This window comes from Chloroflexota bacterium (assembly GCA_020161265.1).
Lineage (GTDB): Bacteria > Chloroflexota > Chloroflexia > Chloroflexales > Herpetosiphonaceae > Herpetosiphon.
Map to the genome: position 1 here is coordinate 103,780 of JAIUOC010000009.1, position 26,686 is coordinate 130,465.

At 50.6% G+C, this 26,686-nt stretch carries 27 protein-coding genes and 2 tRNA genes; 19 read left to right on the top strand and 10 right to left on the bottom strand.

From position 1 onward, the window contains the following. Positions 1–4: 4 nt before the first annotated feature. Together LCH85_19865 and LCH85_19870 are read left to right on the top strand one after the other, a co-directional pair. Entirely contained in the window at positions 5–880 is an 876-nt protein-coding gene (locus LCH85_19865) for a S1C family serine protease (protein MCA0354257.1), read from the top strand. A 27-nt stretch (positions 881–907) separates the two neighbouring features. After that, positions 908–1,483 (top strand): response regulator transcription factor, encoded by a 576-nt coding sequence (locus LCH85_19870; GenBank protein MCA0354258.1) that lies wholly within the window; start codon positions 908–910, stop codon positions 1,481–1,483. On the opposite strand, the gene rsmA is transcribed toward LCH85_19870, so the two are convergent. Both rsmA and LCH85_19880 read right to left on the bottom strand, forming a co-directional pair. Beyond that, positions 1,473–2,339, bottom strand: a complete 867-nt coding sequence (rsmA, locus tag LCH85_19875; protein ID MCA0354259.1) for a 16S rRNA (adenine(1518)-N(6)/adenine(1519)-N(6))-dimethyltransferase RsmA — start codon at positions 2,337–2,339, stop codon at positions 1,473–1,475. The two genes, LCH85_19870 and rsmA, sit on opposite strands and share 11 nt — an antisense overlap. A gap of 285 nt (positions 2,340–2,624) precedes the next feature. Beyond that, positions 2,625–3,122 carry a hypothetical protein gene (locus LCH85_19880; protein ID MCA0354260.1) on the bottom strand — a complete coding sequence of 166 codons (498 nt, stop codon included), beginning with the start codon at positions 3,120–3,122 and terminating at the stop codon, positions 2,625–2,627. A gap of 197 nt (positions 3,123–3,319) precedes the next feature. On the opposite strand from LCH85_19880, the gene LCH85_19885 reads away from it, so the two are divergent. From LCH85_19885 to LCH85_19940, 12 genes are all read left to right on the top strand, one after another. Further along, positions 3,320–3,661: an STAS domain-containing protein gene (locus LCH85_19885; protein MCA0354261.1), complete on the top strand. Its 342-nt coding sequence runs from the start codon at positions 3,320–3,322 to the stop codon at positions 3,659–3,661. Positions 3,662–3,760: 99 nt separating this feature from the next. Then, on the top strand, positions 3,761–5,737 hold the full coding sequence (locus LCH85_19890; protein ID MCA0354262.1) for a glycosyltransferase family 39 protein: 1,977 nt from the start codon (positions 3,761–3,763) through the stop codon (positions 5,735–5,737). Positions 5,738–5,786: 49 nt separating this feature from the next. Beyond that, a tRNA-Leu gene (locus LCH85_19895) sits at positions 5,787–5,870 on the top strand. A gap of 17 nt (positions 5,871–5,887) precedes the next feature. Further along, positions 5,888–5,963: transfer RNA gene (locus tag LCH85_19900), tRNA-Gly, on the top strand. Between the two features lie 93 nt (positions 5,964–6,056). Then, the gene (locus tag LCH85_19905) at positions 6,057–6,278 is read left to right on the top strand and encodes a hypothetical protein (protein MCA0354263.1); all 222 of its coding nucleotides are present in this window, start codon (positions 6,057–6,059) and stop codon (positions 6,276–6,278) included. 11 nt (positions 6,279–6,289) lie between these two features. Continuing rightward, positions 6,290–7,468 carry a competence/damage-inducible protein A gene (locus LCH85_19910; protein ID MCA0354264.1) on the top strand — a complete coding sequence of 393 codons (1,179 nt, stop codon included), beginning with the start codon at positions 6,290–6,292 and terminating at the stop codon, positions 7,466–7,468. A gap of 10 nt (positions 7,469–7,478) precedes the next feature. Next, a complete protein-coding gene (locus tag LCH85_19915; protein ID MCA0354265.1) occupies positions 7,479–8,234 on the top strand; it encodes a DUF4013 domain-containing protein in 756 nt (251 codons plus the stop codon). A 27-nt stretch (positions 8,235–8,261) separates the two neighbouring features. After that, positions 8,262–8,927 carry a hypothetical protein gene (locus LCH85_19920; protein MCA0354266.1) on the top strand — a complete coding sequence of 222 codons (666 nt, stop codon included), beginning with the start codon at positions 8,262–8,264 and terminating at the stop codon, positions 8,925–8,927. A 261-nt stretch (positions 8,928–9,188) separates the two neighbouring features. Next, on the top strand, positions 9,189–10,922 hold the full coding sequence (gene dnaX, locus LCH85_19925) for a DNA polymerase III subunit gamma/tau (protein MCA0354267.1): 1,734 nt from the start codon (positions 9,189–9,191) through the stop codon (positions 10,920–10,922). An 80-nt stretch (positions 10,923–11,002) separates the two neighbouring features. Continuing rightward, positions 11,003–11,311 (top strand): YbaB/EbfC family nucleoid-associated protein, encoded by a 309-nt coding sequence (locus LCH85_19930; protein MCA0354268.1) that lies wholly within the window; start codon positions 11,003–11,005, stop codon positions 11,309–11,311. 70 nt (positions 11,312–11,381) lie between these two features. Next, positions 11,382–11,996, top strand: coding sequence for a recombination mediator RecR (gene recR, locus LCH85_19935; GenBank protein ID MCA0354269.1), 615 nt, complete (start codon positions 11,382–11,384; stop codon positions 11,994–11,996). Positions 11,997–12,079: 83 nt separating this feature from the next. After that, the gene (locus LCH85_19940; GenBank protein MCA0354270.1) at positions 12,080–12,442 is read left to right on the top strand and encodes a roadblock/LC7 domain-containing protein; all 363 of its coding nucleotides are present in this window, start codon (positions 12,080–12,082) and stop codon (positions 12,440–12,442) included. 54 nt (positions 12,443–12,496) lie between these two features. Here LCH85_19940 and LCH85_19945 read toward each other — a convergent pair whose 3' ends face one another. The 6 genes from LCH85_19945 to LCH85_19970 form a co-directional block, all read right to left on the bottom strand. Beyond that, positions 12,497–13,771 carry a DUF2029 domain-containing protein gene (locus LCH85_19945; GenBank protein ID MCA0354271.1) on the bottom strand — a complete coding sequence of 425 codons (1,275 nt, stop codon included), beginning with the start codon at positions 13,769–13,771 and terminating at the stop codon, positions 12,497–12,499. 21 nt (positions 13,772–13,792) lie between these two features. Beyond that, positions 13,793–16,729 carry a glutamine amidotransferase gene (locus LCH85_19950; GenBank protein MCA0354272.1) on the bottom strand — a complete coding sequence of 979 codons (2,937 nt, stop codon included), beginning with the start codon at positions 16,727–16,729 and terminating at the stop codon, positions 13,793–13,795. A 73-nt stretch (positions 16,730–16,802) separates the two neighbouring features. Further along, the gene (locus LCH85_19955) at positions 16,803–17,771 is read right to left on the bottom strand and encodes a hypothetical protein (GenBank protein ID MCA0354273.1); all 969 of its coding nucleotides are present in this window, start codon (positions 17,769–17,771) and stop codon (positions 16,803–16,805) included. A gap of 5 nt (positions 17,772–17,776) precedes the next feature. Next, on the bottom strand, positions 17,777–18,676 hold the full coding sequence (locus tag LCH85_19960) for an FAD:protein FMN transferase (GenBank protein MCA0354274.1): 900 nt from the start codon (positions 18,674–18,676) through the stop codon (positions 17,777–17,779). A 9-nt stretch (positions 18,677–18,685) separates the two neighbouring features. Continuing rightward, positions 18,686–19,141, bottom strand: a complete 456-nt coding sequence (locus tag LCH85_19965) for a hypothetical protein (GenBank protein MCA0354275.1) — start codon at positions 19,139–19,141, stop codon at positions 18,686–18,688. 12 nt (positions 19,142–19,153) lie between these two features. After that, complete coding sequence (locus tag LCH85_19970; GenBank protein MCA0354276.1) at positions 19,154–20,107, bottom strand: PepSY domain-containing protein; 954 nt, start codon at positions 20,105–20,107, stop codon at positions 19,154–19,156. A gap of 149 nt (positions 20,108–20,256) precedes the next feature. On the opposite strand from LCH85_19970, the gene LCH85_19975 reads away from it, so the two are divergent. The 3 genes from LCH85_19975 to LCH85_19985 are packed head-to-tail and all read left to right on the top strand — an operon-like array spanning position 20,257 to position 22,750. Beyond that, a complete protein-coding gene (locus tag LCH85_19975; GenBank protein ID MCA0354277.1) occupies positions 20,257–20,799 on the top strand; it encodes a hypothetical protein in 543 nt (180 codons plus the stop codon). Between the two features lie 9 nt (positions 20,800–20,808). Then, positions 20,809–21,489, top strand: a complete 681-nt coding sequence (locus tag LCH85_19980; protein MCA0354278.1) for a response regulator transcription factor — start codon at positions 20,809–20,811, stop codon at positions 21,487–21,489. After that, complete coding sequence (locus LCH85_19985) at positions 21,482–22,750, top strand: histidine kinase (protein ID MCA0354279.1); 1,269 nt, start codon at positions 21,482–21,484, stop codon at positions 22,748–22,750. The genes LCH85_19980 and LCH85_19985 overlap by 8 nt, the downstream gene beginning before the upstream one ends. Positions 22,751–22,795: 45 nt before the next feature. Here the strand turns inward: LCH85_19985 and LCH85_19990 are convergent, their stop codons facing one another. Together LCH85_19990 and LCH85_19995 are read right to left on the bottom strand one after the other, a co-directional pair. Next, positions 22,796–24,436 carry a GAF domain-containing sensor histidine kinase gene (locus LCH85_19990; GenBank protein MCA0354280.1) on the bottom strand — a complete coding sequence of 547 codons (1,641 nt, stop codon included), beginning with the start codon at positions 24,434–24,436 and terminating at the stop codon, positions 22,796–22,798. Between the two features lie 162 nt (positions 24,437–24,598). Beyond that, positions 24,599–25,006: a sulfite exporter TauE/SafE family protein gene (locus LCH85_19995; protein MCA0354281.1), complete on the bottom strand. Its 408-nt coding sequence runs from the start codon at positions 25,004–25,006 to the stop codon at positions 24,599–24,601. Between the two features lie 76 nt (positions 25,007–25,082). On the opposite strand from LCH85_19995, the gene rlmB reads away from it, so the two are divergent. Beyond that, a complete protein-coding gene (gene rlmB / locus LCH85_20000; protein ID MCA0354282.1) occupies positions 25,083–25,820 on the top strand; it encodes a 23S rRNA (guanosine(2251)-2'-O)-methyltransferase RlmB in 738 nt (245 codons plus the stop codon). 150 nt (positions 25,821–25,970) lie between these two features. After that, on the top strand, positions 25,971–26,648 hold the full coding sequence (locus LCH85_20005; GenBank protein ID MCA0354283.1) for a M50 family metallopeptidase: 678 nt from the start codon (positions 25,971–25,973) through the stop codon (positions 26,646–26,648). Positions 26,649–26,686 lie beyond the last annotated feature (38 nt).

Sequence of the window (26,686 nt, forward strand, 5' to 3'; positions counted from 1 at the left end):
TGTTATGAGCTTACAGGAATTTTCGAGCGAACTAGCCGATGCCGTGGAACAGAGTGGGGCGGGCATTGTAACAATCTACGCTCGCCGTCGCCAAAGTGCTAGCGGGATCGTCTGGCAAGCCGATTTGGTGTTAACCGCTGATCATGTCATCCAACGTGATGAGCATATCAAGGTGGTTGGGCCAGATGGCACCGAATATCAAGCCCATGTAGTTGGTCGCGACCCCAGCAGCGATGTGGCCTTGTTGCGCGTGCCCAACGCCAATTTTACCCCCGCAACCTTGGCCAAAACCGAGACACGGGTTGGTCAATTGGCTTTAGCAGTCGGTCGTCCAAGCACGGTGCAAGCCAGTTTTGGTATTATTAATGCGATTGGCGGCCCAGTTCCAACCCGCCGTGGCACATTGGCTCAATATTTGCGCACCGATGCTACCCCATACCCAGGCTTCTCAGGTGGCGGATTGGTCAATGTCAAAGGTGAAGTTGTTGGCTTATTTACCTCAGGCTTTGCTGGCGGCGAACCAATTGCAATTCCAGTAGCTGTGCTTACCAGCGTCGCCGATACCTTGCTCAATCATGGTCGGGTGCGCCGTGGCTTTATCGGAATTGCCAGCCAAACTGTCAATTTGCCCGATAACCAACGTGCTGGCCGCAATCAAGCCACTGGTCTGTTGGTAATCAGCGTCGAAGCCGATAGCCCAGCCCAACACGCTGGCTTGTTGGTTGGCGATATTTTGGTGGGCTTAGATGGCCATGAATTGGGCGAACCCCGCGATTTGCAAATGCTCTTGGCAAGTGATCGGGCTGGCAAGACGGTAACGCTTGATGTGCTACGAGCTGGCCAATTGCAAAACCTGAGCATCACCATTGGAGCAAAATAGCCCTTGAGCGAAGCAGGATTAAAACTCATGTTGATTGGCGGAACGACGCTGACTCGTGCGGGTATGCGCAGCGTGTTAGCCGAGTACGAGGCTGAAATTGTGGCAGCAACCTCAACCATCGAGCCATTAATCGAACAATTGGGAGTTGTCGATGTAGTGATTTTGCTCGATGATCAAGCGCTACCCTGGCTTTTGCAGCAAACCAACGATCAACCTGCGATCTTACTGATTAGCCAAGAATTACCACACCCCATGCCACAGCAACGAGCATGGGGTGTGGTTTCAACCGATGCTTACCCTCAAGAAATTTGGGCCAGTTTGCAAGCGCTACAGCTTGGTTTATGTGTGCTATCGCCAAGTATTTTGGCTCAAATTCACAGCCCACCCCAGCCAGAACCCTTGGATAATCAACTGAGCGAGCGTGAACATGAAGTGCTGCAATTGCTAGCCGAGGGCTTGACCAATCGCCAAATCGCTCAGCGCTTAATCATCAGCGAGCATACCGTGAAATTTCATGTTTCAGCGTTACTCGGCAAGTTGGATGTTAGCTCGCGGACTGAAGCGATTCGGGTTGGCGCTCAACGCGGCTTAATTATTTGGTAGCAATGCCCAGCGTTTCAGTTAATCTGGCCCATTGCTCCAAGGTCAGCACCTCGGCTCGCAAATTAGGGTCAATTTCGGCCTGAACAATTGCCGCCAGCACTTGCTCCTTGCCAAATCCTTGACCAGCCAAACCACCAGCCAACGAATTGATCAGCTTTTTACGGGCTTGGCTAAACCCTGCGCGAATCACCTTAAACAAAGCTTTGGGAGCAGTCGGCACAGCGTTGGTAGCACGGCGGCGCATCAGCACTAAAGCCGAATCGACAGCCGGCGCTGGCAAGAACGAAGCGGCTGGCACCCGCGCAATAATTTCAGCAGTAGCATACAATTGCACACTATGCGCCAAAATGCTCAGATCACCTGGTTTAGCCGTAATCCGATCGGCAACTTCCCACTGCATCAACACCATCATCAGGCTAGGCGGGCTATCGCCTTCAAGAAAATGGCGCAACAAGGGCGAAGTAATCGCATAGGGAATATTTGCCACCAATTTATAAGATGTATCGGCGGGCAAGCCAGCCGCCGCCAACATTGCGCTGGGAGCAATTTCTAGCACATCGCTTTCAACAATTGTCAAAGGGCGCTCGGCAAACTCAGTGCGCAAGCGTCCAGCCAAACGTGGATCAAGCTCAATGCTAATCACTTGACCAGCGGCATTCAACAATTCCCAGGTCAGCACACCCAAACCAGGCCCAACCTCAACCACCACATCGTTGGCATTAACTTCGGCATGTTCTAAGGCCAACTTGAGCGGCGTGGGATCGATCAAAAAATTCTGGCCCATGCTTTTGCTCGGGCGTACCCCGATGCTATTTAAAGCTCCGCGCACCCGCGACGGATCGGTATATGGATTCATTATTACTCCTTAAGTAGAGTAGTAGTATACCTGTTTCTAGCCTTTCTACGATTGAAAGGCGGGGGATTGGTGTTGGAGATCGGGGATTAGGAGCCACGAAGAACGCGAAAGATTGCAAACCACAAGCCAAATAGGCTGCCCTTACAATTCTAAAAAACAAAAACACCAGCCTGCAACACGCGAGGCTGCTATGCGCACGATTGAAGAAATGCCTTACAATTCTAAAAAACAAAAACACCAGCCTGCAACGCAGAGCCAGTGTTTAATTGTTACCAACTGAGCGAATTACTTGCGTTTCTTGGAGCGGCGTGCCTCACGACGGCCAGTGGTTGCAATTGGCTTGGGTTCGCGGGGTGCAGCAGGTTCGCTTGCGACACCATCAGCACTAGCCTTGGCATTGCTACCGGCAGCAGCAGCGCGGCTCTTAGCATAATTGGATTTAACTTTGCCGGTTTGCGAAACCAAGGCAGGCAAGGTTGAACGAGCATATTGCCATGAATACAGCCCGAAACCAATCAATGCGACAAATAAAACATAGCCCCACAAGCGCCACTCAACTACGTCGATCTTCAGCCAACGCGCCAGAAACTGCACGATCCCAATCCCGGCGATGATCAACAGGCCGTTGCTGGTGCGCTTGCGAAACGCCAAACGCGCCGGATTTTTGGGTGGCAGCGAGCGCAGCCAAAAAATTGCACCCACTAAAACCGCAATCCAAATAACCAACAAACCTGCTACCCACGAAGGGAAAAGAATCTGAGGATCGTTTTGTGTAAAGTACACCGAGCAGCCTCCTGCGAAGAAGTGAAGTTGCATTAAGCGCTAAGCATTATAAAGCCCGCTGAAAAAAGCGTCAATGTGCCATTAACAAGCCCAAAAACGCAAATTAATGATTATCCTCTGGGCTTGGCTAGCGCTTCAGTGTATAATACCGCTTGTTTCCTGCTGTCTTTTGAACGACAACTATAGGGAGATTTCGTATGGCTGAACTGATCCAAGAAACCAATGGTAAGGTCTTGATCGTGCGTTTGCCTGCTCGCATGGACGCTGCGGCGGTTCGTGAGCTCGAAGAACCATTTGCTCAATCGATTGCTGATCACAATGGGCCTGTGTTGGTCGATGTAAGCAAAGTCGATTTTGCGGCAAGCTTGGCCTTGCGCATGCTCATGATGAATTTGAAAGATCAGCAAAATCGTGGGCAAAATTTGATGCTGTTTGGCTTGCAAACCCAAATTGCTGAGGTTTTCCGCAAAACCCGTTTCGATACGCTGTTTACAATTGCCGACGACGAAGCCAGCGGCATCGAGCAACTGAGCGCCTAAGTCGCTTGTTCATCGCCCTCAATTAAGCACTGAGCTAGCTGGCTTGGTGCTTTTTGCTGTTCAGGCCATTCATTTTTGTTAACGATTATCGAGCATCATATGCCTAAACATCCCACTCGCAGCATCAGTCTTGGCCTTTTGATCGTCGCGCTGGGCTTACGCTTTTTCCGCCTGAGCAGCCAAAGTTTATGGCTCGATGAAGGCGGTACCTGGAGCGAGGCTACTGGTCGTTCGTGGCTCAGTTTATTCGGCGATCTGTTTAGCCCACGCCAAAGTTACCCACTTTATCATTTGCTGATGAAGGCTTGGACGAGCGTGTTTGGCGATAGCGAGCTGGCCTTGCGTGCGCCTTCGGCGCTTGCTGGAGCGCTGGCAGTGGTGTTGCTGTATCATTTGGCATGGCGTTTGAGCACCCCCACAGTGGCTTGGGTTGCGGCTGGCTTGTTGGCGATCAATCCGTTTGGTTTGTGGCAAAGCCAAGATGCCAAGGTCTATAGCATATTAATGGCGGCGGTGCTTTGGTCGAATCTGGTATTGCTTGACCTGCTTGATCAAACCAAACCGAAGCAGGTTTGGCTGTGGTTTGCTAGTGTGGTGCTCTGTCTAAGCTTGCATCGCTTGACCTTGTTGCACGTGCTCGGTCAAGTGTTGGTATTGGCGTTGCATTTCAGGCAATCGGCGTGGCACAAATGGCTTTGGGCTGGGTTTAGTTTGCTCAGCCTTGGCTTTGTGGCAGGAATTATGTTTGGCTTGCGCCAAGACCCGAATGCACCACCGATTGGCCGCACCATTGGGGCATTTCAAGCAGCTTGGCTTTTGCTTGGCCGCCTCAGTTTTGATCGTTCGAGTAGCGATTTAACGTGGCGTTTGTTGCCTGTGGGTTTAGCACTCGCCAGCGGTTTATGGCTGACATGGAGTCATCCACGGCGAAACATTATTTTAAGCTTGTGGCTCTTGCCTACGCTGCTCTTTTTGGCGGTATTGGCAGCAGGCTCGCCGCTCTACGAGCCACGTTACCTTAGTTTTAGTTTGCCGCTATTTTGTTTGATTTTGGCCTTGGGATTGGCAGGCATGGCCCAACAACGCTGGCTCAGTGCTGGCAGTATCGTGGCAATCGGTGGGCTAAGCGCTTGGTTGGTGTTTCAGCAGCCTTATGGCATTTGGAGCGGCAACGCTGTCAAAGAAGATTATCGGGGGGCCGTCCAAAGTTTGGCTGAGCATGTCGCCCCTGATGATGTCGTGATCGTGCAACCGCCCTATATTGCAACCTTGTATCAATATTATGCCAGCCGTGTTACACCCGATGCCTTGCCGATTGCGCATGGGTTTGGGCGCATCGGGGCAATTGGCTACGATCAAGGCGAGTTTGATAATGATTATGCTGCGTTATTGGCGGGCCAACGCCGTGGCTGGCTGTTGATTGCACCAGAAAATGCCAAAGCGATCGATCCGCCCAACCCGCAATATCCCCAAGACGATATGGGCAAAGTTGGGATTAATTTTCTGACTGCTGATTTAAATGATAAATGGCGGTGCACCGATTTGCCCTATTGGGAATTTAATGCGCTGCGGATTTTGTGTCAGAGCTTTCCACGGCCAATGCAAGTTGAAAATTTGGCGCTGGTAGGCACATGGCCCATTCCCAATTCAGCAACTGCAACCTGGGATAATAACTTACAACTTGAGGGCTACCAACTTCAAACCTGGGCTGATGGATATCAAGCTGGTGGCACATTGCCTGTGCAATTGGCTTGGCGCACCAACAACGTTTTAGCCAAAGATTACCGTTTATTTATTCATTTAGTGCCTGCCTTGGGTGCGCCAGTTGCCGCCCAAGTTGATACCATGCCGCTCAATGGTGGGCTACCAACCAGCCGCTGGCAAGCCAACCAAGCGATTCATGATCAAGTTTCCGTGCCCTTGCCCAAAAATCTCGCCAAAGGCCGTTATTTGGTCGTGCTCGGCTGGTATGATCCCACAATTACTGCGATTGAGGCTCAGCGCTTGCCTGTGACAACCAGCACCGCCCAGCATGGAGCAAACTACATCGAATTGGGCACAGTTGAGATTGAGTAATCTCCAATTTGCAATTTTGCAACAGCTATGCTATACTCTTCCTCGCTACGGGGACGTGGCGGAATTGGCAGACGCGCTTGCCTTAGGAGCAAGTGTCCTAGACGTGAGAGTTCGAGTCTCTCCGTCCCCACCACTCCTCACAATTAAATCGCGGGAATAGCTCAGTTGGTAGAGCGTCTCCTTGCCAAGGAGAAGGTCGCGAGTTCGAGTCTCGTTTCCCGCTCCACACGATCAGCGCCTTCGGGCGCTGCATTGTTTTAAGCCTCATTCCACCGTATAATATCCCCAGAATTGCTCTGCTAGTTTGAGGAAAACGCCCATGAAATTTGTGTTTGGCTTAGTTCTCGGCATTGGTGCTGGCTTGGCAGTTGCCTATGTGCTCAACAACCGCGATGAAGAAGAAGGTGCGCTCGGTTCGCTGCAAGTTAGCGTCAAAGGCGCAATCGATTCGGCCAAAGCGGCGATTGCTCAACGTGAAAAAGAATTATGGACTGAATTCCACGAACGTGTGCCCGCCCCTGATCAAACAACGATTGCCTAGCGAGTAGCACAATGCAAGCTGAATTAATTGCCATCGGTACTGAACTGACCCTTGGCACAACCGTTGATACAAATAGCGCTTGGCTGGCTCGTACCTTGGCCACGGTTGGGGTTGAGGTGCAACGCGTCACTTTGGTTGCCGACGATATTGGTGCCATCACTGAGGTGATCGCGGCGGCTTGGCAACGCAGCCCATTGGTGTTATGCACAGGCGGGCTTGGCCCAACAGCCGACGATCTAACCCGCGAAGCCGTAGCCCAAGCAACCCAGCGCCCCTTGGAATTCCACCAAGATCTGTTTGATGGCATCGCCGCTCGCTTTCGTTCGTTTGGCCGCACGATGAGCGAGAGCAACCGCCAGCAAGCCTTTGTGCCGATGGGCGCTCGACCAGTACCCAATGCGCGTGGCACAGCACCCTCATTCATCATCGACGAAGGCTCACGGGCACTGATGGTGTTTCCAGGTGTACCCAGCGAGATGAAATTTTTGGTCGAAACTGAGTTACTGCCATTTTTGCGCAACGAGCGCGGGCTAAAATCAGTCTTGTTGGTGCGTTCGATTTGGCTCAGTGGTACAAGTGAGGCCGAGGCTGGCGAAATTATTGCCGATCTGATGCAAGCTTCCTATCCAACGGTGGGAATTTCGGCCAAAGCCGCCCAATACGAAGTGCGAATCTCGGCCCAAGGCGAAGATCCAGCCCAAGTTGAGGCTGACATTGAGGCTTGCGCGGCGGAAGTTGAGCGGCGGCTTGAGCGCTTTTTGATGGATCGTGATGGCTTGGCGGCACATGTACTGCGGCGTTTGACCAATCGCTCCGCCAGTGTGGCAATTTATGAAGGCTTACGTGGCGCACCAATCTACAATGCCTTACGTTCAGCCAAACCAGATTTAGTGCAAGCCTTACGTGGCGTGACGATTCATCCACTCGATCAAGCGGTTGATCGCGAGGCTGCTGAATCGTTGGCAATTGCTGGGGCCAACACTGTGCGCAACAATTGGCAGGCCAGCTATGGAATTGCCGCCGTACCAGCCCAAGTTGGAGCCGATGGCTTTACCGATGTCTGCATTGTGCTAGTTGGCAAAGATTTGCAACGCAGCTTCACCCGTCGCGTCGAGTTGAAAAGTGACGACGCATTGGGCTTTATTGCCACAGCCGCGCTTGATCTGATTCGACGCAGCTTGGAAGCATAGAGGAAAAAACGTGGCAGCCGAACGATTTCAGCCATTGCGAGCATTAATAACCGCCCTGCGAATTGTTTGGAGCGACCGAATGTGGTTGCCCAAAGTTGCGCTTGGTGGCTTGCTTGGTTCAAGCATGTTTGGGGTAATTTGGCCTCAAGGCTTGGTGATTGAGCATCTTGATAATAGCTCGCGCGGCTATCGGCTGCCTTTGCCTGCGTGGCGACAATTTGGCGATAAAGCGGTAATGGGCTTGTTGGCAACCGTGATGGATTTTGTTTATTTTATTTTCCCGCAGTTGGTTGCCGCGACGTTCCTGTTTTGTGCCATTCTGCCATTTATCGTGGGCGACAACAACAGCATTGCCACCAGCGTAACATTAATCATTTTTGGCACACTGTTTGGGGTTAGTTTCTTGGGCAGTTTCTCGCCAGTTAGCAAGCTTTTTTTCGCCCGCGATGGAGCTGTCGAAAAAGCCTTGGGTCGTGCCAGTTTTCGGCGAGCGCTTGGCAGCAATGGTCGTTGGGTCTATTTCAGTGCGCGTTTAGTGACCTTGCCAGTGTATCTACCAGCACTGGGAGCTGGTTGGTGGCTCTGGCAATTGACTCATATTCCAGCAGTGGCGGTGTGGTGGCTGCTGGCGGCATTATGGCTCTTGATGAGTTGTCTGTTTTGGGCTTGGTTGATTGTGGCTCAAGTCTATTTTGAGGCCGACCAAATTGTCGCAGATCGAGAGATCGAGCAGCGTTTAGCTGACCGTAAACGAGCTATCAGCTAGCAAACTTCCATCAACTAGGTGGTTGCTATGGAACGAGCACGGATTTTACGCTGGCGTTTAGAGCAGCAGATCGAGCGCATTCGCCAAACTGAGAGCGATCTGCATAGTCGGGCCACTGCGCGGATTGTGCGCCCATTAATCGAACTGCAATTACCCCAATTTATGCAAGCCTTGGGAGCCGATCACCTTGAGCATTGCACTGAAATTCCCCATGCCAGAATTCAGGCTGATCGCTATTCGATCATTGTGCCAATCATTGTGCGAGATCATCTCACTACCAAAGTTTTTGCGCTAAGGCCATTAATTGGCACATTTATGCTGGTGATTAACGCCAATACGATTGAATTTCGTTTGTTTTGTAGGGCTGTGCGCTATCGCAACCGCTTCATTGGCGATGCCAAAACTGGCGAGTGGTTGGCTCCAGGCGAATATGTTGAAGAACATCGCTTAGGCTCAGTCGAAGTCGATGTATCTCAGCCTGAGCTAGCAGTTAAACAACTTTTTGATCAAGCACTGCTGCTGATTCCCCAGATTTTACAATGGACTCAACGTGCTGCCAAAGCCCAAAAACAGTATCGCTGGTATCAAGTTGGCCGTGGTTTGGCCTTCAATCTGGCCGTGCTGGGCTATATTGTGGCATTATTGCTGATTCTATTGGGCAGTTTGGTGACTATGGCGAGTACATTTCCTTGATTGATTGGTAAAGAACAAAGAGCATAGAACATAGAACATAGGAAGTTTGGGGTCAGGATTCAGATATCAAGGAATTGAGAGGATGATGCGATTGGCGATTGGCTATCGGAATATAGTTCGTTCGTGCAATTCGTGGCTAAAAATTCAGCCTTTGTGAATTCAACCAGCCTCTGAACCCAATGATTCTATGCTCTTTGTTCTATGTTCTAATCGATGAGCATGCTATAATTGAGACTGATGTTTCAAAAGGGTTGAGTATAGATGTCGTCGCAAGCGTTATATCGAAAATGGCGGTCGCAGACCTTTGATGATTTGGTGGGCCAAAGCCATATTGTGCAAGCCTTGCGCAATGCCATTGCCGCCAATCGCATTGGCCATGCCTATTTATTTACTGGGCCACGCGGGGTTGGCAAAACCAGTGCCGCACGGATTCTTTCCAAGGCGGTTAATTGCGAGCAAAGCGATCCGCGTTTGCGGCCTTGTGGCGAGTGCAGCACCTGCCGCGCAATCGCCGAAGGCCGGGCCGTCGATGTGATTGAGATGGATGCTGCCTCGCATACGAGCGTTGATGATGCTCGCGAGATTATTGAAAAAGTGCAATTTCGCCCAACCCAATTTCGCAAAAAAGTCTATGTAATCGACGAAGTGCATATGTTGAGCACCGCTGCTTTCAATGCGTTGCTCAAAACCCTCGAAGAACCACCCGACCATGCCATGTTTATTTTGGCGACAACCGAATTTCACAAAGTGCCAGCGACAATTCTTTCGCGCTGTCAGCGTTTTGTGTTCAATCGCCATACCATCGCCAACACAATTGCCCATCTCGAATGGGTTGCTGGCGAAGAAGGCGTTTTCCTCGAGCCTGGCGTAGCTGAAGCAGTGGCACGGGCGGCAACCGGCTCAATGCGCGATGCCATGAGCATTCTTGACCAGTTAATGGGCTATGGCGAACCACAAATTCCCTTGACTCGCGTGCAAAGTTTGCTGGGGGCAACTGCCTCGCGCGAGGTCGAAACCTTAGTCGCAGCTTTCGCCGCCGAGGATGTGTCCGCAGCATTAAGCGTAATCAACACGATTGCTGACCAAGGCGCTGATTTACGCCAATTCACCCGCGATGTGGTGAGCTATTTACGTGGCCTGATGTTGCTTAAATCTGGCGGAGCTGCCGATTTGCTCGATGTTGGCCATGATGTGTTGGCCACTATGCAAAGCCATAGCCAACAACTGGCTTTGGCAGCAATTTTAGCTTGGCTCAAAATTTTCAGCGGCCTCGATCATCAATTGCGGACTACGCCCTATGGCCAATTGCCCTTAGAAATGGCGGTCGTTGAAGCCTTGGTTGTGCCAGTGCCAACTGCGGTGGCTGCACCTAGCCCAGTTCGTGGCACTGTGGCTCCGATAACGCGCCCAACTCCAACTGCGGTGCCACGCCCAGCTGAGCCAGCGCCTGTTCAACGCCAAACCCCAGCGCCAAACGTCGCTACTCCACGCCCAGCCGAGCAACCAGCAGTTGGGCAAGCACCACAGGTTGTTGAACCAACGCCCGTGCCAGTTGCTGCCGTGGCAGCCCAACCAATGCCCGAAGCCGAACAACACATCGTTTTAGCTGAATCGGAAATTTTGTTGGCTGAGGTTGAGGCGGTTTGGTTGCAAGTAATCGAAGATCTCAAGCCCTACAATCCACGCTTGCAAGCCGTGCTCAAAAGCTGCGAACCATTGGCGCTCGAAGACAATACCTTGGTGATCGGCACACCCTCGCCATTTCATACCAAACAACTCGACGACCAAACCCAACGTCGGTTGATCGAAGATTTACTGGCCAAAGCGGTGAATCGGCAGATGTTTGTGCGTGGCGAAGAAGCCAACCGCGATCAGCAAAATCGTGCCCGTGATGCTCGTCGCCAGCGCGAGGAGATCATGAAAGATCATGTGGTCAAAGCTGCCCGTAATATTTTCGATGCCCGCATTGTTGGCGTGCAAGAGGATGGCAGCTAAACCGAGCCTACTTTGACATTTAGATTGAATTTCTTATACTTGCACTGCTTTAGGCTAGCACTATTCAACAAAGGAGTTTCATAATGGATCGCAAAATGCTCAATCAATTGCAACAAATGCAAAAGAAGTTGATGCAAGCTCAAGAAGATTTGGGCAAAACCTTGGTCGAAGGCAGCGCTGGCGGCGGCGTAATCGAAGTTAAGATGAACGGCCACCGCGAAATTCTCAGCATCACAATCGCCCCAGAAGCAGTTGACCCCAACGAAATTGAAATGCTGCAAGACTTGCTGATGCTGGCAATCAATGATGCCTCAAAGAAGGCCGAAGAGCTTTCAAACGCCAAAATGGGGCCACTCACTGGCGGCTTGAATATTCCTGGCTTATTCTAAACGGCGGCTTATCCCGACTCAGGGTGGTCGTGCGACCACCCTGTTTTAACTTAATTGTGGAGCGTGTATTGTGGCATTTGGGTACGATACGATTACACCAGAACCAGTCTCAAAATTAATTGATGAATTTAATCGTTTGCCTGGAATTGGGCCAAAATCGGCCTCGCGCCTGGTTTTTTACCTGCTGCGTGCCAAACGTGAGCAATCTGAGCGCTTGGCCAACGCGATTATGGCCATGAAAGATAGCACGATCTTTTGTAATCGCTGCTTTAACATTACCGTCGAAGACCCTTGCACAATTTGCACGAATGCCAATCGCAATGAGCGCCAAGTCTGTGTAGTCGAGGAGCCACTCGATGTGGTGGCCTTAGAGCGCACTGGCGAATTCAAAGGCCTATATCATGTGCTACACGGAGCCATTTCGCCAGTCGAAGGTATTAATCCCGAAGATTTGCGGATTCGTGAGTTGTTAGCTCGTTTGCGGGTCGAGCCAATCGAAGAAGTGATTCTTTCGACCAATCCCAATCTTGAGGGCGATGCAACGGCGGCCTATCTGGCACGCGAGATTATCCCCTTGGGTATTCGGGTAACGCGCTTGGCGCGGGGCTTGCCAATGGGTAGCGATCTTGAGTATGCCGATGAAGTAACCTTGGGGCGAGCATTGCAAGGCCGTCGCGAAATGTAAGCCTGCCTTGCAGAGCGGGCGCGGTGTGGTATGATAGCTCAAACATCAGAACACACTGCACAGTTTGTTGATAAGGAGCCACTATGGGGATGAAAGACATTTTGGCCAGCGCGATTGAAACCGTACCCGGCGTGAAATTAGCCGGAGTCGTGGGCACAGACGGGCTGGGCGTTGAAATGCTCCTCAACGATGTTGATGCAAACTTTAGCAAAGATATTGCTGAAGTGGAGCTCGGTGGCCTTGCTGCCGCCGCTGCGGGAGCCGCCTCGCGCTTAAAGGCTGGCCATGTCCGTGATGTCGCGGTTGAGACCGATAATGCCACCTACTTGGCATCGCAAATCATCCCCGGCTACTTTGCTGTGTTGGCGGTTAATGGTGGTGGCAATCTTGGCCGCGCCCGCTTTGCGCTCAAACAATTGGTGGTTAAGCTCCAAGATACGCTGTAATCATCATAATCCTACGAGAGTTGCTTCGGCCTACTACTCGTAGGATTATTGTATTTAATTCGCCGCCAAATCAGGCAATTCATTAGGCGGTAGAACAATTTGTGGACGGGGCCACAACGATTTTTGCTTGATAATAACTTCTAACATCATTAGCCAGAGCATCAATACCGCTGCAAATATCTCAATCACTGTCGATGTCTTGAAAATAATTAATATTATCAAGATTATAAAAAGCATTTGAAGATTAAGTTTCTTCAAACTATTCTGAAAGTAGATCGTCAGTAAATAGATAACGGTTGGATAGATTGTAATAATATGATGTGTCCAAGAAAAAGGAGCAATCAAAAAGATGAGTGGCATCGTTACAAAAACAATTTTTTCAAGCGCCTCACGATCATTTTGATCGATATATCGATAAACAACAAAGAATGTAATAATGACTAAGCCAATACAAATAATATAGGTAGCAGCTTTGGCAAATAACGGATAATCGGCAATCTTTGATGAATCATCTTTGATCAAGCTTTCGGTAAAGATTCCATTAACCCCTGTATTATCAAACAACGATACATCAGTTAATCCCTCTGGATATTCACCATACCCTCCACTAGGTACAACATTCACAAGCCAATCTTGCCAGACGAAACTTGGAATAAATAGCGTCGATCCAAGGGTCATTAATAGTAGCAAGCTTGTTGTTTTAATTAATAATTTATAATTTTTATTAATCAATAGCACAGGCAAAATAACAATTGGATACATTTTTAAAATAATTGCCAGCGCTAAAGCTAAGCAGGCAATAGTTTGAAACCTATCTTTCAACAGTATAAATATCAATAAAAATACTAGCACAATAACACTAACTTGACCGCTATAGGTGTTTTCAACTAATGGATATGAATTATAGATGATAATCGTCAATAATAACGATTGAATTGATAGATATTTGTAATTAAAAATCTTAATCAAAAGAAATATTGCAGCGATTATTGCAAGGTGATTAATAATTGAATAGATAATTAATGCATTTTTATACTCAAATAATGATAATGGATAAAATAATATAGCACTTGGTGGTATATAGAGAAATGGAAATATTTTCTTTTCAGTATTTGATTGGAGATAATTAAAATCATATGGTGAAACATTATGATTAAATAAGGCATCACTCGCCCAATAAAATGAAGGAAAATCAATCGTTTTTTGCTCGCTAGTAATTTTTATGCCATATTCAAAAGTGAAATTAGCGATACTTAGTAACGTAACAATGATTAATATCAGCTTGATCGACCACATGATTTTAGAATTCGGCGATGTAAGGCTCAGCATGGGGTTCCAGTCCTCATTAAACTATTGCCGCCGAGCACGGTTTTTCGCTGCACGCAGCCGCTCTAAGGGGTCAGTAATCTCATCGAGATTGACCGCTTTGGGTGGTGGCCCCTGGGTTGGGGTTGGTGCTGGCATACTCGGCTTGGGCGCTGGGTCAACCTTTGTAGAAGCTGAAGGCGCTGCTTCGGGCTTGGGCTGGGCTACTGGTGGGGTATAATTGGCTCCAGGTTGATAGATTGGTGTATTTTTCGGGGTAATCGGGGCAGGCTCAGCCGCTGCCTGAGTTTGACCCATTTTATTGCGGGCACGTTGTTTGGCGGCAGCTAAATCGCCCATCGTTGGCGAAGGTGTCGCTTGACGGCGACGCACTCCGGCCAAGGCTTGGCCTAATTGACCAAAGCGCAAGCGTCGCGCCGCAATATCGAGCAACAATAAAGCCAGCGCGGCCAATAGCAAACTAAAGTGAATCGGCGTAGCTCGCGTAACCAATTCAAGTGAATGCTCAAAGACTTTGGTTGCATCGGTTAAAACGCGGCCTTGGCTACGTTGGGCAATCAACGCCAGCAAATTGGGGTTGGCTTGGCCTTGGCGATATTCAGGTGAGTAAGGTACAATCACCCCTGCCGTTTCTTGAAATACCGCTTGGCCTTCGCGATTACGGCCACCCAATTGCAAGAAGTAGGTTCCCGCGCCAGGGCTGGCAATTCGGCCTTGATAGATGCCAGCACTCACTTCAACCAAGGTCAAGCCTGATTGCACCCCACCATCATTGACCACGTTGCCATCGATCACCAACCCAGTTAACGGAGCATTATTGGCATCGCGAGCATTTAAAATGATTTCCATCTCTGGGCCAACAAACGTTGCATTAACGCTAATTGTTTCATTTGAGATTACTGGCAGCGTCCAGCCAACAATTTGGGCCGCCAAGCGCTCAAATTGATCCCAGCGTACTAAATTTGTGCCCCATTTGCCTTTCATATCGCTCATCCAAGCAACTGAACGACCCAAGCCATATTGCCATTGAGCCAATAACGGCGCATCTTCATCGGCCCACAACACCATATTGGCATTTTGCTTGGGCATCGTGCCGTTATAGCCCAGCAGTTGCGGCCAATTGGCGGTATTCAACTCGGCCATAATCACACTATCGCTGCCGAGCAAGGGCAAGAAGGCCTTTTCAACAATATAGGGAGCCAGCGAAAGTTGGGCATCTTGTAGCACAATATCGGGCAACGATAATGCATCTTCAACCAAGAAGTGCCGCCCACCACCAGCAACTGCCACGTTATTCAAAAAGCCAACATCGCCACCATTGCCAATTGCAATCGTGCTGGTGGTAATGCCTAAACGTCGATGTTCATCGGTCAGGCGCACAGCATTTTCTTGTTGCTGCGAATCCGAGCCATCAGCTAGCAAAATAATGTGGCGAATCGGGGCATTACGGCCTTTAAGTACATTGCCAGCAGCAACCAAACTATCGTGAACATTAATCCCGCCGCCGCCAGTCACGCCACGGGCAATAATCTCACTTTGGGCAACTTCGCGTTCTGAGCCAGCAACTGGCCCATATTGGTTTTGCACAGCGCTATCAAACGGCAACACGGTAATTTCATCAAAATCGCGCAGCAATTGCACCACTCGCGCCGCGCCTTCAGAGGCCAAGGTTACTTTTTCGCGGCCACCAACGACTTCGCTCATACTGCCCGAAATATCAAAGATCACCGCCACGCTCACTGGTGGGTATTTTTCGCGATTGCGCAATTGCATTTCTACGGGCAGCAATTCTTCGATTGGGGTGCTGGTGTAGCCCCCAATGCCAAAGCTATTTTCGCCGCCAAGCATCACAAAACCGCGCCCAAGATCGCGCACAAACGTTTGGAGCGCTTGCTGCGATTCATCGGCAATCAGGCGTTCGGGCACATTCGCCAAGACAACTGCTTCATAATCGGCTAAATCGGCGAGAGTTGTCGGCAAGCCGGTTGAGCCAACCACGGTTACCTGTAATTGGGCAGCCTCTAGCGCTGGCGCAATATTTTCAGCATCGGCAGGATCGTTGGCAACGATCAGCACTTTGGGCGGGCCTTGCAAATTCACCAAGGCAGTGGCTTCGTTGTTTTGTTTGCGAATATCATTGGTTGGAATAATCTGGGCTGAAACTTTATGAAAGCCCTGATCGTTCAAAACCACAGTTGAGGTATATTCCAAGGTACCTTTGGGCAAGCTGAGGCTTGATTCGGCATATAATTGACGATCGATCAAAATCCGAATGGTAGCATCCTGCGCTTCGTTACTATCAATTTGGGCTACAATTTGTAATTCTTGGCCGATACGGGCTTGGCCGGGCATGCGCAAGGCAGTAATTGCCACCTCAGCTCCGCCAATTTGAGCAATTTCCACCACATCGACGACAATCTGACGATCGTTGGCTAATTCGAGTGCTTTGAGCGATTGGCCGCTATTCTCGCCACCATCAGAGAGCAAAACTACCCGTTTTTGAGTATCAGCCGGAAACAGCGCAAAACTCAACGTCATGGCTTGCTCTAAATCTGTTCGTGCGGCGATTGGTACCGATTGAATGCGGCTGAGCGTGCGTACTTCCGAGGGCAAACGTTCGATCAAGGCATTTTGGCCAAACACAATAATTGCTGCTTGATCGTCTTTGGGCATAGTTTGCAGCGCATCAGCAATAAATTGATCTTGCAAACTACGCTGATTGGGAGTGATCGAATCTGAGGTATCAACCAAAAAAATCGTGGTGAGTTGTTGCACAGGAGAAATGATTTGTGCGCCTGCCAGTGAGCCAATCAGGCTGATTAACAACAAACTGCGCAGGAGCAATGAGCCAATTAAGCGGCTACGTTGGAAACGCCGCCCGTTCATCCAGCCTAAGGCAATAACGGGTATAAGTAGTAATAAAAACCATAAATAGCTTGGCGCAACAAACGAAATCCCCATAGCAACACCTTTTAATCAAACTTCTCGATCAATCAATGTTGCTATGGTATCACGTTTGGCAAGCCTTAGCATTTTAGGCTCGGGCTGTGGCAGGGTTCTGAGGCAAGGGCTTGTTGCGACGGGTAATTAGGATGCGATAGATCGTCATAAACACAACGCTCGCACCGGTGGCCCAATACCACAAACTCACCAATGGCGTACTGCTATCAGTGCCGCTGAAAATGCCATGAGCCAAAACCGTTAAAAATAGGCCAAAACTGGCGTAGTGAATCACCCGCCAAGCGCCACGGCCAATCCAGCGTTTGAGCCAAAAACTCACCGTCACCAGCGCCAAACCATAGAACCCAAGCTGACCTAAGCCAACCCACAATGGTTTATATTGGCTGCTAGCAAATGGCACGAGCAATTGTTTTAATGTGTAATTGCTATAACCATCGCCCAGCAAAATCACCGTATGAAACAGGCCAAAGCCAATCCCCAAGATACTAGCGTGCTGATGCAGATCGAGCATGGTTGGGCCGCCATTCCACAAACGCGCAACTTTACCCGTCAGCGAAAGCCCAAATAGCATCGAGAGCCAGACCAAACTATAGGCTACCAAGCCACTTGAGCGCGAAAGATACCAAAAAGCTTTGGGTTGGTCGCCAATCAACGAGCTGCTCAGGCCAGGAATCCAGCGCGGCATAACCAAAACCGCCGCCACAATTCCAATAATTAAAGCAATCATCAAGCTCATCAGGTTGGCGCTAACATCCTCAAGCATTTCGTCAGCGCTGGGAGTTGGCACATTTGGCGCAGCTTTGGCAATTGGCTTTGGGACAGCAACAGGCTGAGTTGTGCCAAGTGGTAAGGTTGCCACAACTTGATTTGGCAAAACTGATTCATTTTGTTTGGCAGCATTTTGGGCACGAATCGCCGCCAAACGCGCAGCTTTATCTTGAATCACAGGCTCGGTTGGCTCAATAGGTTGGGCTTTTTTGGCAGCATTTTGGGCACGAATCGCCGCCAAACGCGCGGCTTTATCATTTTCTGAAGCACTCATCGACATTACTCCCAACGATAACTATTAAAACGTTCGCTGCTATAGCTTTTGCCAGCGTGATCAAAGGCCAGCGCCGCAAAAGCAGGGTGCTGATTAATCCAAGCTAAGCCAGGTTCAATGCCCAGCAACACCACAATTTTGGCGGCTACCTCGGCTTGCGCTGCACTGGGCGCAATCACGGTGGCACTCAACACATCGCTCGTACTTGGTGCGCCTGTGCGCGGGTCGATTAAGTGATGTTGCCAGCGATCGCCTTTGCGCCAGCGCCGATAATCAACTCCTGAGGTTGCCACACCGCCAGTTGCAAACCAGATCATGGCTTCACGCTGCTGGGTGCGTGGGTTTGGCACGCCAACAGCCCAAGCCAAGCCATCTTGGCGCTGGCCTGCGGTTGCCAAATCGCCACCGACATCAACCAAGCAGGCCGCTTGCGTTGCGAATTGCTGAGCGGTTCGATCGGCGGCCCAACCCTTGGCAATGCCACCCAAATCAAGGGCGGTATCACGGGCTAGTTGCACCAAACGACCTTGATCGCGGCGGGAAATTGCCAGCCATGCTTGTGGCTGATAGTGCCAAGCCTGTGGTTGGTTGAGCGCGTTGCTCAACAATTCAAATGAGCGGTCATAGCCAGCATGCAAAAGCGCGGGCAGCAGGGTTGGCACAACTAAGCCTTTGCTCCAAGCGGCGGCATCGAGCGCCAAACCCAGCACTTCCCACAGGGTTTCGCTGACTGCCAGTGGCCGACCAGCCCGCTGATTGAGCCGCATCAATTCGCTATTTGAGCGAAAACGGCTTAGCGTTTGCTCCCAAGCCTCAAACCATTGTGGCACTGCCGCAAGATCGATTGACTGATCGCTAAGCACTGCCACCTCGCAACCCATTGCCCGAAAGATCAATTCGCCCATAAAGCACCTTTAGCGTGATGAACGAGTGTTGCGTGATGGTGCAGCAGGAGCGGCTGGCGCTGGCGCTGGCACGGCGGTCGGTACGGGCGCAACTTGACGGGGAGCGGCTGGCTGCGGCGCTGCTTGGCTGGGCGCATTGCCACTGCCACTACCGGTTGCTGGCTCACTTGGTACACTCTGGTTGGGTGCGCTTGGCTGAGTGCTGCCACCAGCGCTATCATTGGGAATGCGAATAATGCGATGGCCATTGCGGGTCAGTGGTGCAACCGTTGGCAGCGCTGGTAACTCAACTTGTGGTGCTTCGGCTACCGCCACAATTGGCTCAGGCGTGGCAAGTTCGGCACTGAAATCGACCGCTTGTTGATTGGAAAGCACTGCCCAGCCAGTGAGGGTCGCCGCGATTGCGGCAACACTCATGCTGGTATTGAGCATCAAACTGCTACGACGTTTTGGTGAATTGCTCATCGTGTTGTTTCCTTAGTTATCATCATCTTTTTTATCGTCGTCGTCTTTTTTATCATCGTCTTTGTGGTCGTCATCGCTACCACTATTGCTGTCACCACCATGGTCGTCATTGACATCATCGCTGCCATTGTCGTCGCTGCCACTGTCGTCGCTGCTACCAGACTCAACCTTGGCATAGACCACGCTGCCACTGTAGGCATCGACATAGACCCGACTATCGTTGGCAAAACGCACTTCGTAGACCAACGCGCCATGTTCTTCTTCCAACTCGACTTTGATCACCGTGCCGCCACCAAGATAGGCCACCGCCGCACTCGCAGCAGCATCGGGCGAGATTGTGCTTGGTGCTGGGGCGTTGGTTGGAGCAGGAGCCTGGGTTGGCGGTGCAACCGCAGTATTGGCCAAAACCGCGCCAGTGTTGGCATCGATATAGACCAAGCCGCGATCCAGCCGTGCTTCGTAAGCAGGTGTACCAGCATAATTAACTAACTCTGGCGTGGCCAATAAGCTGGCTCCAGGTGCAGCGGCCAAAGCCAATTGGCCAGCTTGCTCGGCTGAAATTGCATATTGCGGCGCATTCGAGCGTTCAACCGGAGCTTGGGTTGGTTGGGCTGGAGCTTGCGCAACGGGTTGGGCCGCTGGTACTTGAGCAACTGGTTGTTGTGCCGGAGCAGGCTCACGCACCACAATTGGCTCTTGCAAACGGGCATTGGCCTCGTCGATCGTGCGATTGGCTTCTTCAATCCGCTGGCTGGCTTCCAATAATTGTTGTTGATAGGCTTGATCGCTGGCCGTTGCAGTTGCTTGTACATCACCATCGCTGATTACATTTGGTACAGTGTTATCCATACCTGCAGCCAATTCAATTGGGCTAGGCTGAGCCAACGAACGAACCACGCCAACCACAATCGCCAAAACAAAAGTTGTCAGTACGGCGGCAAGTAAAAGTGCAAACTTGGGTTTCATCAGAGCCTCCTGTTGTTTGAATAACTGACCCAAGCATAGCAACTGTTTCTTGGAATATTCTTGACCAAGCTTGTGAATTTTCCAAGAATCTTCCAAGAATTAATTATTAGAGTAAGAGCATCACTTTTATGGTTTATTGGAGGTTGCTCATGACCGATCTAGCCCAATATCACCCATTGTTGGTCCATGCTCCATTGATGCTGTTGCCCACAGCAATTTTATTGCGCGTGTTACACTTGATTTGGCCCAAGGCTGGCTTTCGCATAACCGCAATTCTCTTATTGGTGGCTGGGGTTGGGCTGGGAATTTTATCCGAGGAAAGTGGCGAGGCTGCTGAGCATGCCGCCGAAGCGCGATCGGCCAATGTTGAAGCCATTCAAGCAACTGGCACCATTCCGGAAATGTTTGGTGAAGGCTCACTTTTAGAGACCCATGCCTCCTTGGCTGAAACCACCGTCATCGTCTTTATGCTGTTGCTGATTAGCGAAGCGATGTTGCTATTCCTAAGTCAACCATTGTTCGCCCGCTGGCGTGGATCTTTCAGCTTGCCAAGCGGCTTGCACAAACCTTTGGAAATTGGCTGGGTGGTCGTTGGAGTTGCAGCGATCGCTTTGGTGGTTTTAACTGGCCATTATGGTGGTAAGCTGGTCTATGAGCATGGGATTGGCGTTTCATTGAGTGCAATGCAATAAGGAACGAGCATGCGGGTGTTGCTAATTGAAGATGATCGCAAATTGGCCCGCTTGATTGAGCGAGCCCTGCGCGATGAACATCATCAGGTTGATCTGGCTTACGAGGGCGATAGTGGCTTGGATATGGCGCTGCATGGTATGTATGATGTGGCAGTGATCGATTGGATGTTGCCTGAGCGCGATGGTCCCAGCATTTGTCGGGCAATTCGCGCCGCCAAACTCAACACCAGGTTGCTTTTATTGACCGCACGGAGCCAAATTGAAGATCGGGTCACGGGCTTGGATAGCGGAGCCGACGATTATTTGAGCAAACCATTTGCCTTTGAGGAATTGTTGGCGCGAGTACGAGCTTTGGGGCGGCGCTTCAACAGCAATCTAAGCAGCGAAGAATTACGCTCAGGCGAGGTTGTGCTTGATCTGCGGGCGCACACGGCGCGGCGAGCCAATCAGCAGCTCGATTTAACCGCTACCGAATGGAATTTGCTCGAATGTTTGATTCGCAATAGCAACCAAGCCCTGAGTCGCCAACAATTGCTTGATTATGTCTGGTCGTATGAGCGTGATGTGCAACCATCGATGGTTGATGTCTATATCTCATACCTGCGGCGCAAACTTGAGCAACCAGCCAAACGTGATCCGATTCAAACCGTGCGAGGGGTTGGCTATCGTTGGGTGAGCGACAATGCTTAATCGATTGCGTTGGCGCTTAACCTTAATTTACGCTTGCACTGCTTTGCTGCTGTTGGCGGCAGTTGGCGGTAGCGTTTATTGGATGACAGTGCGCTATTTTCGCTTTGCCACCGAACGGGCCTTGCTCGAACGCATGACCTTGGAATTTGAGCAATTGGCCGCGCCCTTGCCGCCTGCCCTGCAAGCCTATCGCCCTCAGCAATTGCCCGATGAACGCCCAGTTGATAATGGGACACTTGCCAGTACGTTCGTTTTCACGATCGACCAAAACGGCCAAGTCTTCAACCCCAATCCGTGGAACCCGCCAATTCAGCCTGATCAAGCGGCGATTGAGGCGGCTAAGGCCGGCAAACTTGATCTGCGCACCATCAACTTGGCTGATGGAACCCAAGTCGCTTTGTTGACTGAAAAATTGACTCGAAGCGATGGCCCAGCTTTTTTGCAAGTTGGGCGCGTGCTCAACGAGCAAGAAGCGGCGTTAAGCACCTTGTTAAAAGGCCTAGTTGCTTTGTGGGCTGGGAGTGTGGTGGTTTTGGGCTGGTTTGGTTGGTGGTTGGCCGGGCGATCATTGCGGCCTGCCCAACAAGCTTGGGAGCGCCAACAAGCCTTTATCGCCAACGCCAGCCATGAATTGCGTGCCCCGCTGACCTTGATGCGAGCCAGCAGCGAAATTGCCCTGCGTGAATCGACCGACCCTGCCGAGCAACAGGAATTGCTTGAAGATATTTTGGCCGAAACCTATCACATGGCGCGGTTGGTTGAAGATTTACTGTTGCTCTCGCGGCTTGATGCTGCCAAAACCAATCTTCAGCGCGAAACTATCGATCTAACTGAGTTATGCCAGGATGTAGCCAAAGACGCTGGGCGCTTGGCACAAAATGCAGGAGTGGAGATTCGCGTGGCACATGCCGAGGGTCAGATCAAAGCGGATCGCACTCGCTTGCGCCAAGTTTTGTTAATTTTGCTGGATAACGCAATTGCCCATACACCGCGTGGTGGGAGCGTAGTTATTCACGCTGAACGCAAACAAGCTAACTATCAAATTAGCGTGATCGATACTGGCAAAGGCATCGATCCCAAACATCTCAAGCACATTTTCGAGCGTTTTTATCGGGTTGATAGTGCGCGAATCGCTGGCGGACGCGGCAACGGCCTTGGGTTATCCATCGCCCAAGCATTGATTCAAGCCCATAATGGCACAATTGAAGCTCAGAGCAACGTCGGCACTGGCACGACGATGATGATTACATTACCAAAATAATCCCTCACCTCTTCTCCCACGGCAGCAGGCGCGGGGCTAGCGCTCCTATTCATCCATTTCTTCAACCAACATGGGCACTCGAATGATAATCTGCGTGCCTTCGCCTGCCGATGAACGAATCTCGCAGGAGCCACCAGCGAGGCTTGCCCGTTCGCCCATATTCAACAACCCAAACGAGCCACGTTCCTCATATGAAGTCGTGATGCTCTTGAGATCAAAACCAATGCCACTATCACGCACCACAGCAGTGAGCATATGCCGCTCATGATCTTGAAAAAGCTCAATCCAGACCATTGAGGCTTTGGCATGTTTACGGGCATTATTGACCGCCTCTTGAATAATCATAAAGGTGGCGGCGGCAGTTTGTGGGGCCAAACGACCAAGGAAATTGCCAGGTGTAAAGCGCACTTGCATCCCCGATGGATCACGAAATTTGCTGGCGTATTCGTGTAGGGTTGCAATTAAGCCTTGGGTTTCGAGACCCAACGGGCGTAACTCAAACAACAGAGTACGCAACTCTTGGTAGGTTTTTTTGACCAAGGCCGCCAACGAATTAAGCTCATCTTCGACGCGCTCAGGCATGGCCTGCATCAATTTCTTGATGAACTCGATGTTCATGGCAATTGCTGCGACCGATTGGGTTGGCCCATCGTGCAGATCGCGATTGATTTGATGGCGCACTTCTTCTTCTTTGCGAATCAAGCGATCGCGTTCTTCTTTGAGTTTGGTGTAGAGATTGGCATTTTCAATCGAGATCGCCGCTTGGTTGGCCAGCATCGAGAGCGTGCGCAAATCGTGCTCGGTAAACGGGCCATTACGCTTATTGACCGCCTGAATTACCCCAACGGTCCGCTCGCGTGAACGCACTGGCACAGTCAGAATATTGCGGGTTTGATGCGAAATATCGCTATCAACTTGGCGATAGAAGCGCGCATCATTTTGCGGATCATCGACAATCAAGCCTTGACCATGGGTTACGACCCAGCCAGCGAAGCCTTGATCCATTGGCATGCGATAAGAACGCAATTCTTGGTTGTTGCTCGATGGTGTTTCAAAATACAGCTCTTTATGCACTTCATCGACCAACAGCAACGAGGCACTTTCGCTATCGACCAATTGGGTCACTTTTTCGATAATCGTGCGCAAAAGGCTGCGCAAATCAATATCACTGGCAATCGATTGGCTCACTTGATAGAGCAAATTCATCTCATCAAGCTCGCTGCGCGTCGTGTTGAGCAAGGCCACCCGATCGGCGGCTCCGCCAGCCACACCTACCAAAAGCAAGGCCAATTCGCCCTCGTTCTCAGGTGATACGCGGTCGGCAGAAACAATCAGGTGCAACAGGCCAACCTCATCATCACCGGAACGCAAGGTTAATTCCACCAAGGCTAGCTCATCGTTAATCCCATAGACCCCTAAATCCTGCTCGCCGCCAGTGGTGCGCTCGAAGACCGAGCGAGCCTGCTCGATCATTTCGTGGCCATCTGCGGGCAATTCGCCATGCTCCAGCGAAAACGGCACATTCAATGGGTCAATATAGAGCAATGCCCCTGCTTGGGCCGGCCAAAACTCAATTAAACGTTGCAAAAACGAATCAAGCAGATCCTGTGGGTTTTGGTAGGCGGTTGCCGTGAGCAACTGACTGAATGTTTGCCAGCGTTGAGCATCGAGAGTTATTGATGGCATTACCGAGCCTCCTTGCAGTATCAACTCAATCTACCCTAGCCATGCAACAGCGTCAAGCCTTGATCATGGTTGATCAGTTTTAGCATAGTTTTGCAATGATGGCTCAATCAACTAATCGTCATGTTGGTTAATGGCGGATGCTTGCCGATTATCTAACAGCAGCTATTTCATAAACAAATAGCGGGCACCAATGATAAACAGAAATGCGCCATAGAGCTTTTTCATGGTTGCCGACGAAATTGGCGCAGCAATTTTGGCTCCAAAATAGGTTCCAACTAGCAAACCAAGCGCAATAACGATCGAAGCTCGCCAATCTAAATTGCCCTCTTTATAGTAAACAAAAGCGCCGAGCAACCCAACTGGCAAAATTTGTGCGCCAATCGATGTGCCAGTCGCAAATTTCTGATCGAGTGCCAGCAACAAGACCATGGCTGGTACCATAATCGCCCCGCCACCAATTCCGAACATGCCGCCAGCCACTCCAGCGACCAACCCAATCAGAAGAAGATTGATAATCATGCCAACGCTTAGTGTAATCACGCGCTTTTGCTCCTTCGGTTGCTGATCCATTGATTCCTCCATTGACAGCTTGCCGCTATAATAGCGCAAACTGACCAATAACTTAGCACCGAATAGGATTGATACTTTGGAATTATTGTATGGACGCAATGCTGTTTTAGAGGCGTTACGCGCCAATCGGCGCAAATTGGGACGTTTACTGATCGCCGATGGCATCAAAGAGGGCGAATCGATGCAGGCGATCAATACAATTGCCCGCGAACGCCGAATTCAAGTTGCTAAAGTGCAGCGTGGTGAGCTTGATAAACGCACTGCTGGGGCAAACCATCAAGGCATTGCCCTCGAATGCGGTGCCTATCCCTATGTCGAAGTTGACGATATTATTGAGCTAGCCCGTGAGCGTGGCGAACAGCCGCTGATCTTGATTTTCGACCATTTGCAAGACCCACAAAATATTGGCACACTGATGCGTACCGCCGAAATTGTCGGCGCACATGGCATTATTTTCCCCGATCGACGCTCGGCCAGCATCACACCAGCGGTAATTAATGCTTCGGCGGGTGCAGTTGAGCATTTGTATGTGGCTCAAATTACCAATATTGCCCAAACTATCAAGCACCTGCAAGAGTACAATATTTGGGTGGCGGGAGTTGAAGATGATGAGCGGGCTGTCGATTTTGATAAGGCCAATTTGCGCGGAGCTTTAGCCTTGGTGATTGGCGCGGAAGGCCCAGGCTTGGCCCGCTTAACCCGCGAACGCTGCGATTTGTTGGTGCGCTTGCCGATGCGCGGCAAAGTCGCCTCGCTCAACGCCGCCACTGCTGGCTCAATCATTTTGTATCATGCTTGGCGAGTGAGGGGCTAGCGGCTAGGGGTCAGGGGCTAGGGATCAGAGGCCAGGGTTGTGATTGCACTGAATCAAATCGAACTGCCCCCTCATCCCTGAATCCTGACCCCTTCGTGCTCTTCGTGTCCTTCGTGGATCAATCGCTATACTACGCCCGTGGAGAACACCATGCTACGCAACAACGAACTATGGATCGCGATTGCCATCGCGGTAACCTCAACGATCATCGCGCGGTTGCCAGTGCTGCATTGGCTGGTTTATCCGTTTGAGCTGTTCAATACCTTTGTGCATGAGCTTGGCCATGGCTTTGCTTCATTACTGACTGGCGGCAAACTCGATCGGCTTGAAGTGTATTCAAATGGCGAGGGCGTGGCCTGGACAGCTGGCGGCATTCGTTGGATTGTGGCCAGTGCTGGCTATTTGAGCAGCGCCTTGGTTGGCGGCGCATTATTAATTCTTTCAGCACGGGGCATTAGCGCTGATCGCGTCACATTAATTATTGGAATTGCGCTGTTTGTGCTGTGTGGCTTGTTTGTTCGTAATATTTTTGGCATTATTGTTGGTATTTTGCTGGCGGGTGCATTCATTGCCGCTAGTTATAAATTGGCGTTGCACTGGAACGAGTGGCTCTTGTTAGTTTTGGGCGTGCAAACCATCTTAAATGCGCTCGATAGCTTATGGGATTTACTGCGACTTTCATCCTACCGTCGCCATGTCACCAGCGATGCCCTGATTATGCAACAAGCAACCGGAGTTCCAGCAATTTTATGGGCGTTGGTGTGGAGCGGCATCGCCCTCTTGATTTTGTGGCAGGCCATTCGATTTGCCTACTTCCGTGACATTTAGCCCATTCAAGCGCCGCCAGATGTGATATGCTCTAGGGG

What these genes read in the sequence shown, in the direction of transcription:
- LCH85_19865 (MCA0354257.1), top strand. Translation starts at nt 5, where the DNA reads ATGAGCTTACAGGAATTTTCGAGCGAACTAGCCGATGCCGTGGAACAG.
- LCH85_19870 (MCA0354258.1), top strand. Translation starts at nt 908, where the DNA reads ATGTTGATTGGCGGAACGACGCTGACTCGTGCGGGTATGCGCAGCGTG.
- rsmA (MCA0354259.1), bottom strand. Translation starts at nt 2,339, where the DNA reads ATGAATCCATATACCGATCCGTCGCGGGTGCGCGGAGCTTTAAATAGC.
- LCH85_19885 (MCA0354261.1), top strand. Translation starts at nt 3,320, where the DNA reads ATGGCTGAACTGATCCAAGAAACCAATGGTAAGGTCTTGATCGTGCGT.
- LCH85_19890 (MCA0354262.1), top strand. Translation starts at nt 3,761, where the DNA reads ATGCCTAAACATCCCACTCGCAGCATCAGTCTTGGCCTTTTGATCGTC.
- LCH85_19905 (MCA0354263.1), top strand. Translation starts at nt 6,057, where the DNA reads ATGAAATTTGTGTTTGGCTTAGTTCTCGGCATTGGTGCTGGCTTGGCA.
- LCH85_19910 (MCA0354264.1), top strand. Translation starts at nt 6,290, where the DNA reads ATGCAAGCTGAATTAATTGCCATCGGTACTGAACTGACCCTTGGCACA.
- LCH85_19920 (MCA0354266.1), top strand. Translation starts at nt 8,262, where the DNA reads ATGGAACGAGCACGGATTTTACGCTGGCGTTTAGAGCAGCAGATCGAG.
- dnaX (MCA0354267.1), top strand. Translation starts at nt 9,189, where the DNA reads ATGTCGTCGCAAGCGTTATATCGAAAATGGCGGTCGCAGACCTTTGAT.
- LCH85_19940 (MCA0354270.1), top strand. Translation starts at nt 12,080, where the DNA reads ATGGGGATGAAAGACATTTTGGCCAGCGCGATTGAAACCGTACCCGGC.
- LCH85_19945 (MCA0354271.1), bottom strand. Translation starts at nt 13,771, where the DNA reads ATGCTGAGCCTTACATCGCCGAATTCTAAAATCATGTGGTCGATCAAG.
- LCH85_19950 (MCA0354272.1), bottom strand. Translation starts at nt 16,729, where the DNA reads ATGGGGATTTCGTTTGTTGCGCCAAGCTATTTATGGTTTTTATTACTA.
- LCH85_19955 (MCA0354273.1), bottom strand. Translation starts at nt 17,771, where the DNA reads ATGAGTGCTTCAGAAAATGATAAAGCCGCGCGTTTGGCGGCGATTCGT.
- LCH85_19960 (MCA0354274.1), bottom strand. Translation starts at nt 18,676, where the DNA reads ATGGGCGAATTGATCTTTCGGGCAATGGGTTGCGAGGTGGCAGTGCTT.
- LCH85_19965 (MCA0354275.1), bottom strand. Translation starts at nt 19,141, where the DNA reads ATGAGCAATTCACCAAAACGTCGTAGCAGTTTGATGCTCAATACCAGC.
- LCH85_19970 (MCA0354276.1), bottom strand. Translation starts at nt 20,107, where the DNA reads ATGAAACCCAAGTTTGCACTTTTACTTGCCGCCGTACTGACAACTTTT.
- LCH85_19975 (MCA0354277.1), top strand. Translation starts at nt 20,257, where the DNA reads ATGACCGATCTAGCCCAATATCACCCATTGTTGGTCCATGCTCCATTG.
- LCH85_19980 (MCA0354278.1), top strand. Translation starts at nt 20,809, where the DNA reads ATGCGGGTGTTGCTAATTGAAGATGATCGCAAATTGGCCCGCTTGATT.
- LCH85_19985 (MCA0354279.1), top strand. Translation starts at nt 21,482, where the DNA reads ATGCTTAATCGATTGCGTTGGCGCTTAACCTTAATTTACGCTTGCACT.
- LCH85_19990 (MCA0354280.1), bottom strand. Translation starts at nt 24,436, where the DNA reads ATGCCATCAATAACTCTCGATGCTCAACGCTGGCAAACATTCAGTCAG.
- LCH85_19995 (MCA0354281.1), bottom strand. Translation starts at nt 25,006, where the DNA reads ATGGATCAGCAACCGAAGGAGCAAAAGCGCGTGATTACACTAAGCGTT.
- LCH85_20005 (MCA0354283.1), top strand. Translation starts at nt 25,971, where the DNA reads ATGCTACGCAACAACGAACTATGGATCGCGATTGCCATCGCGGTAACC.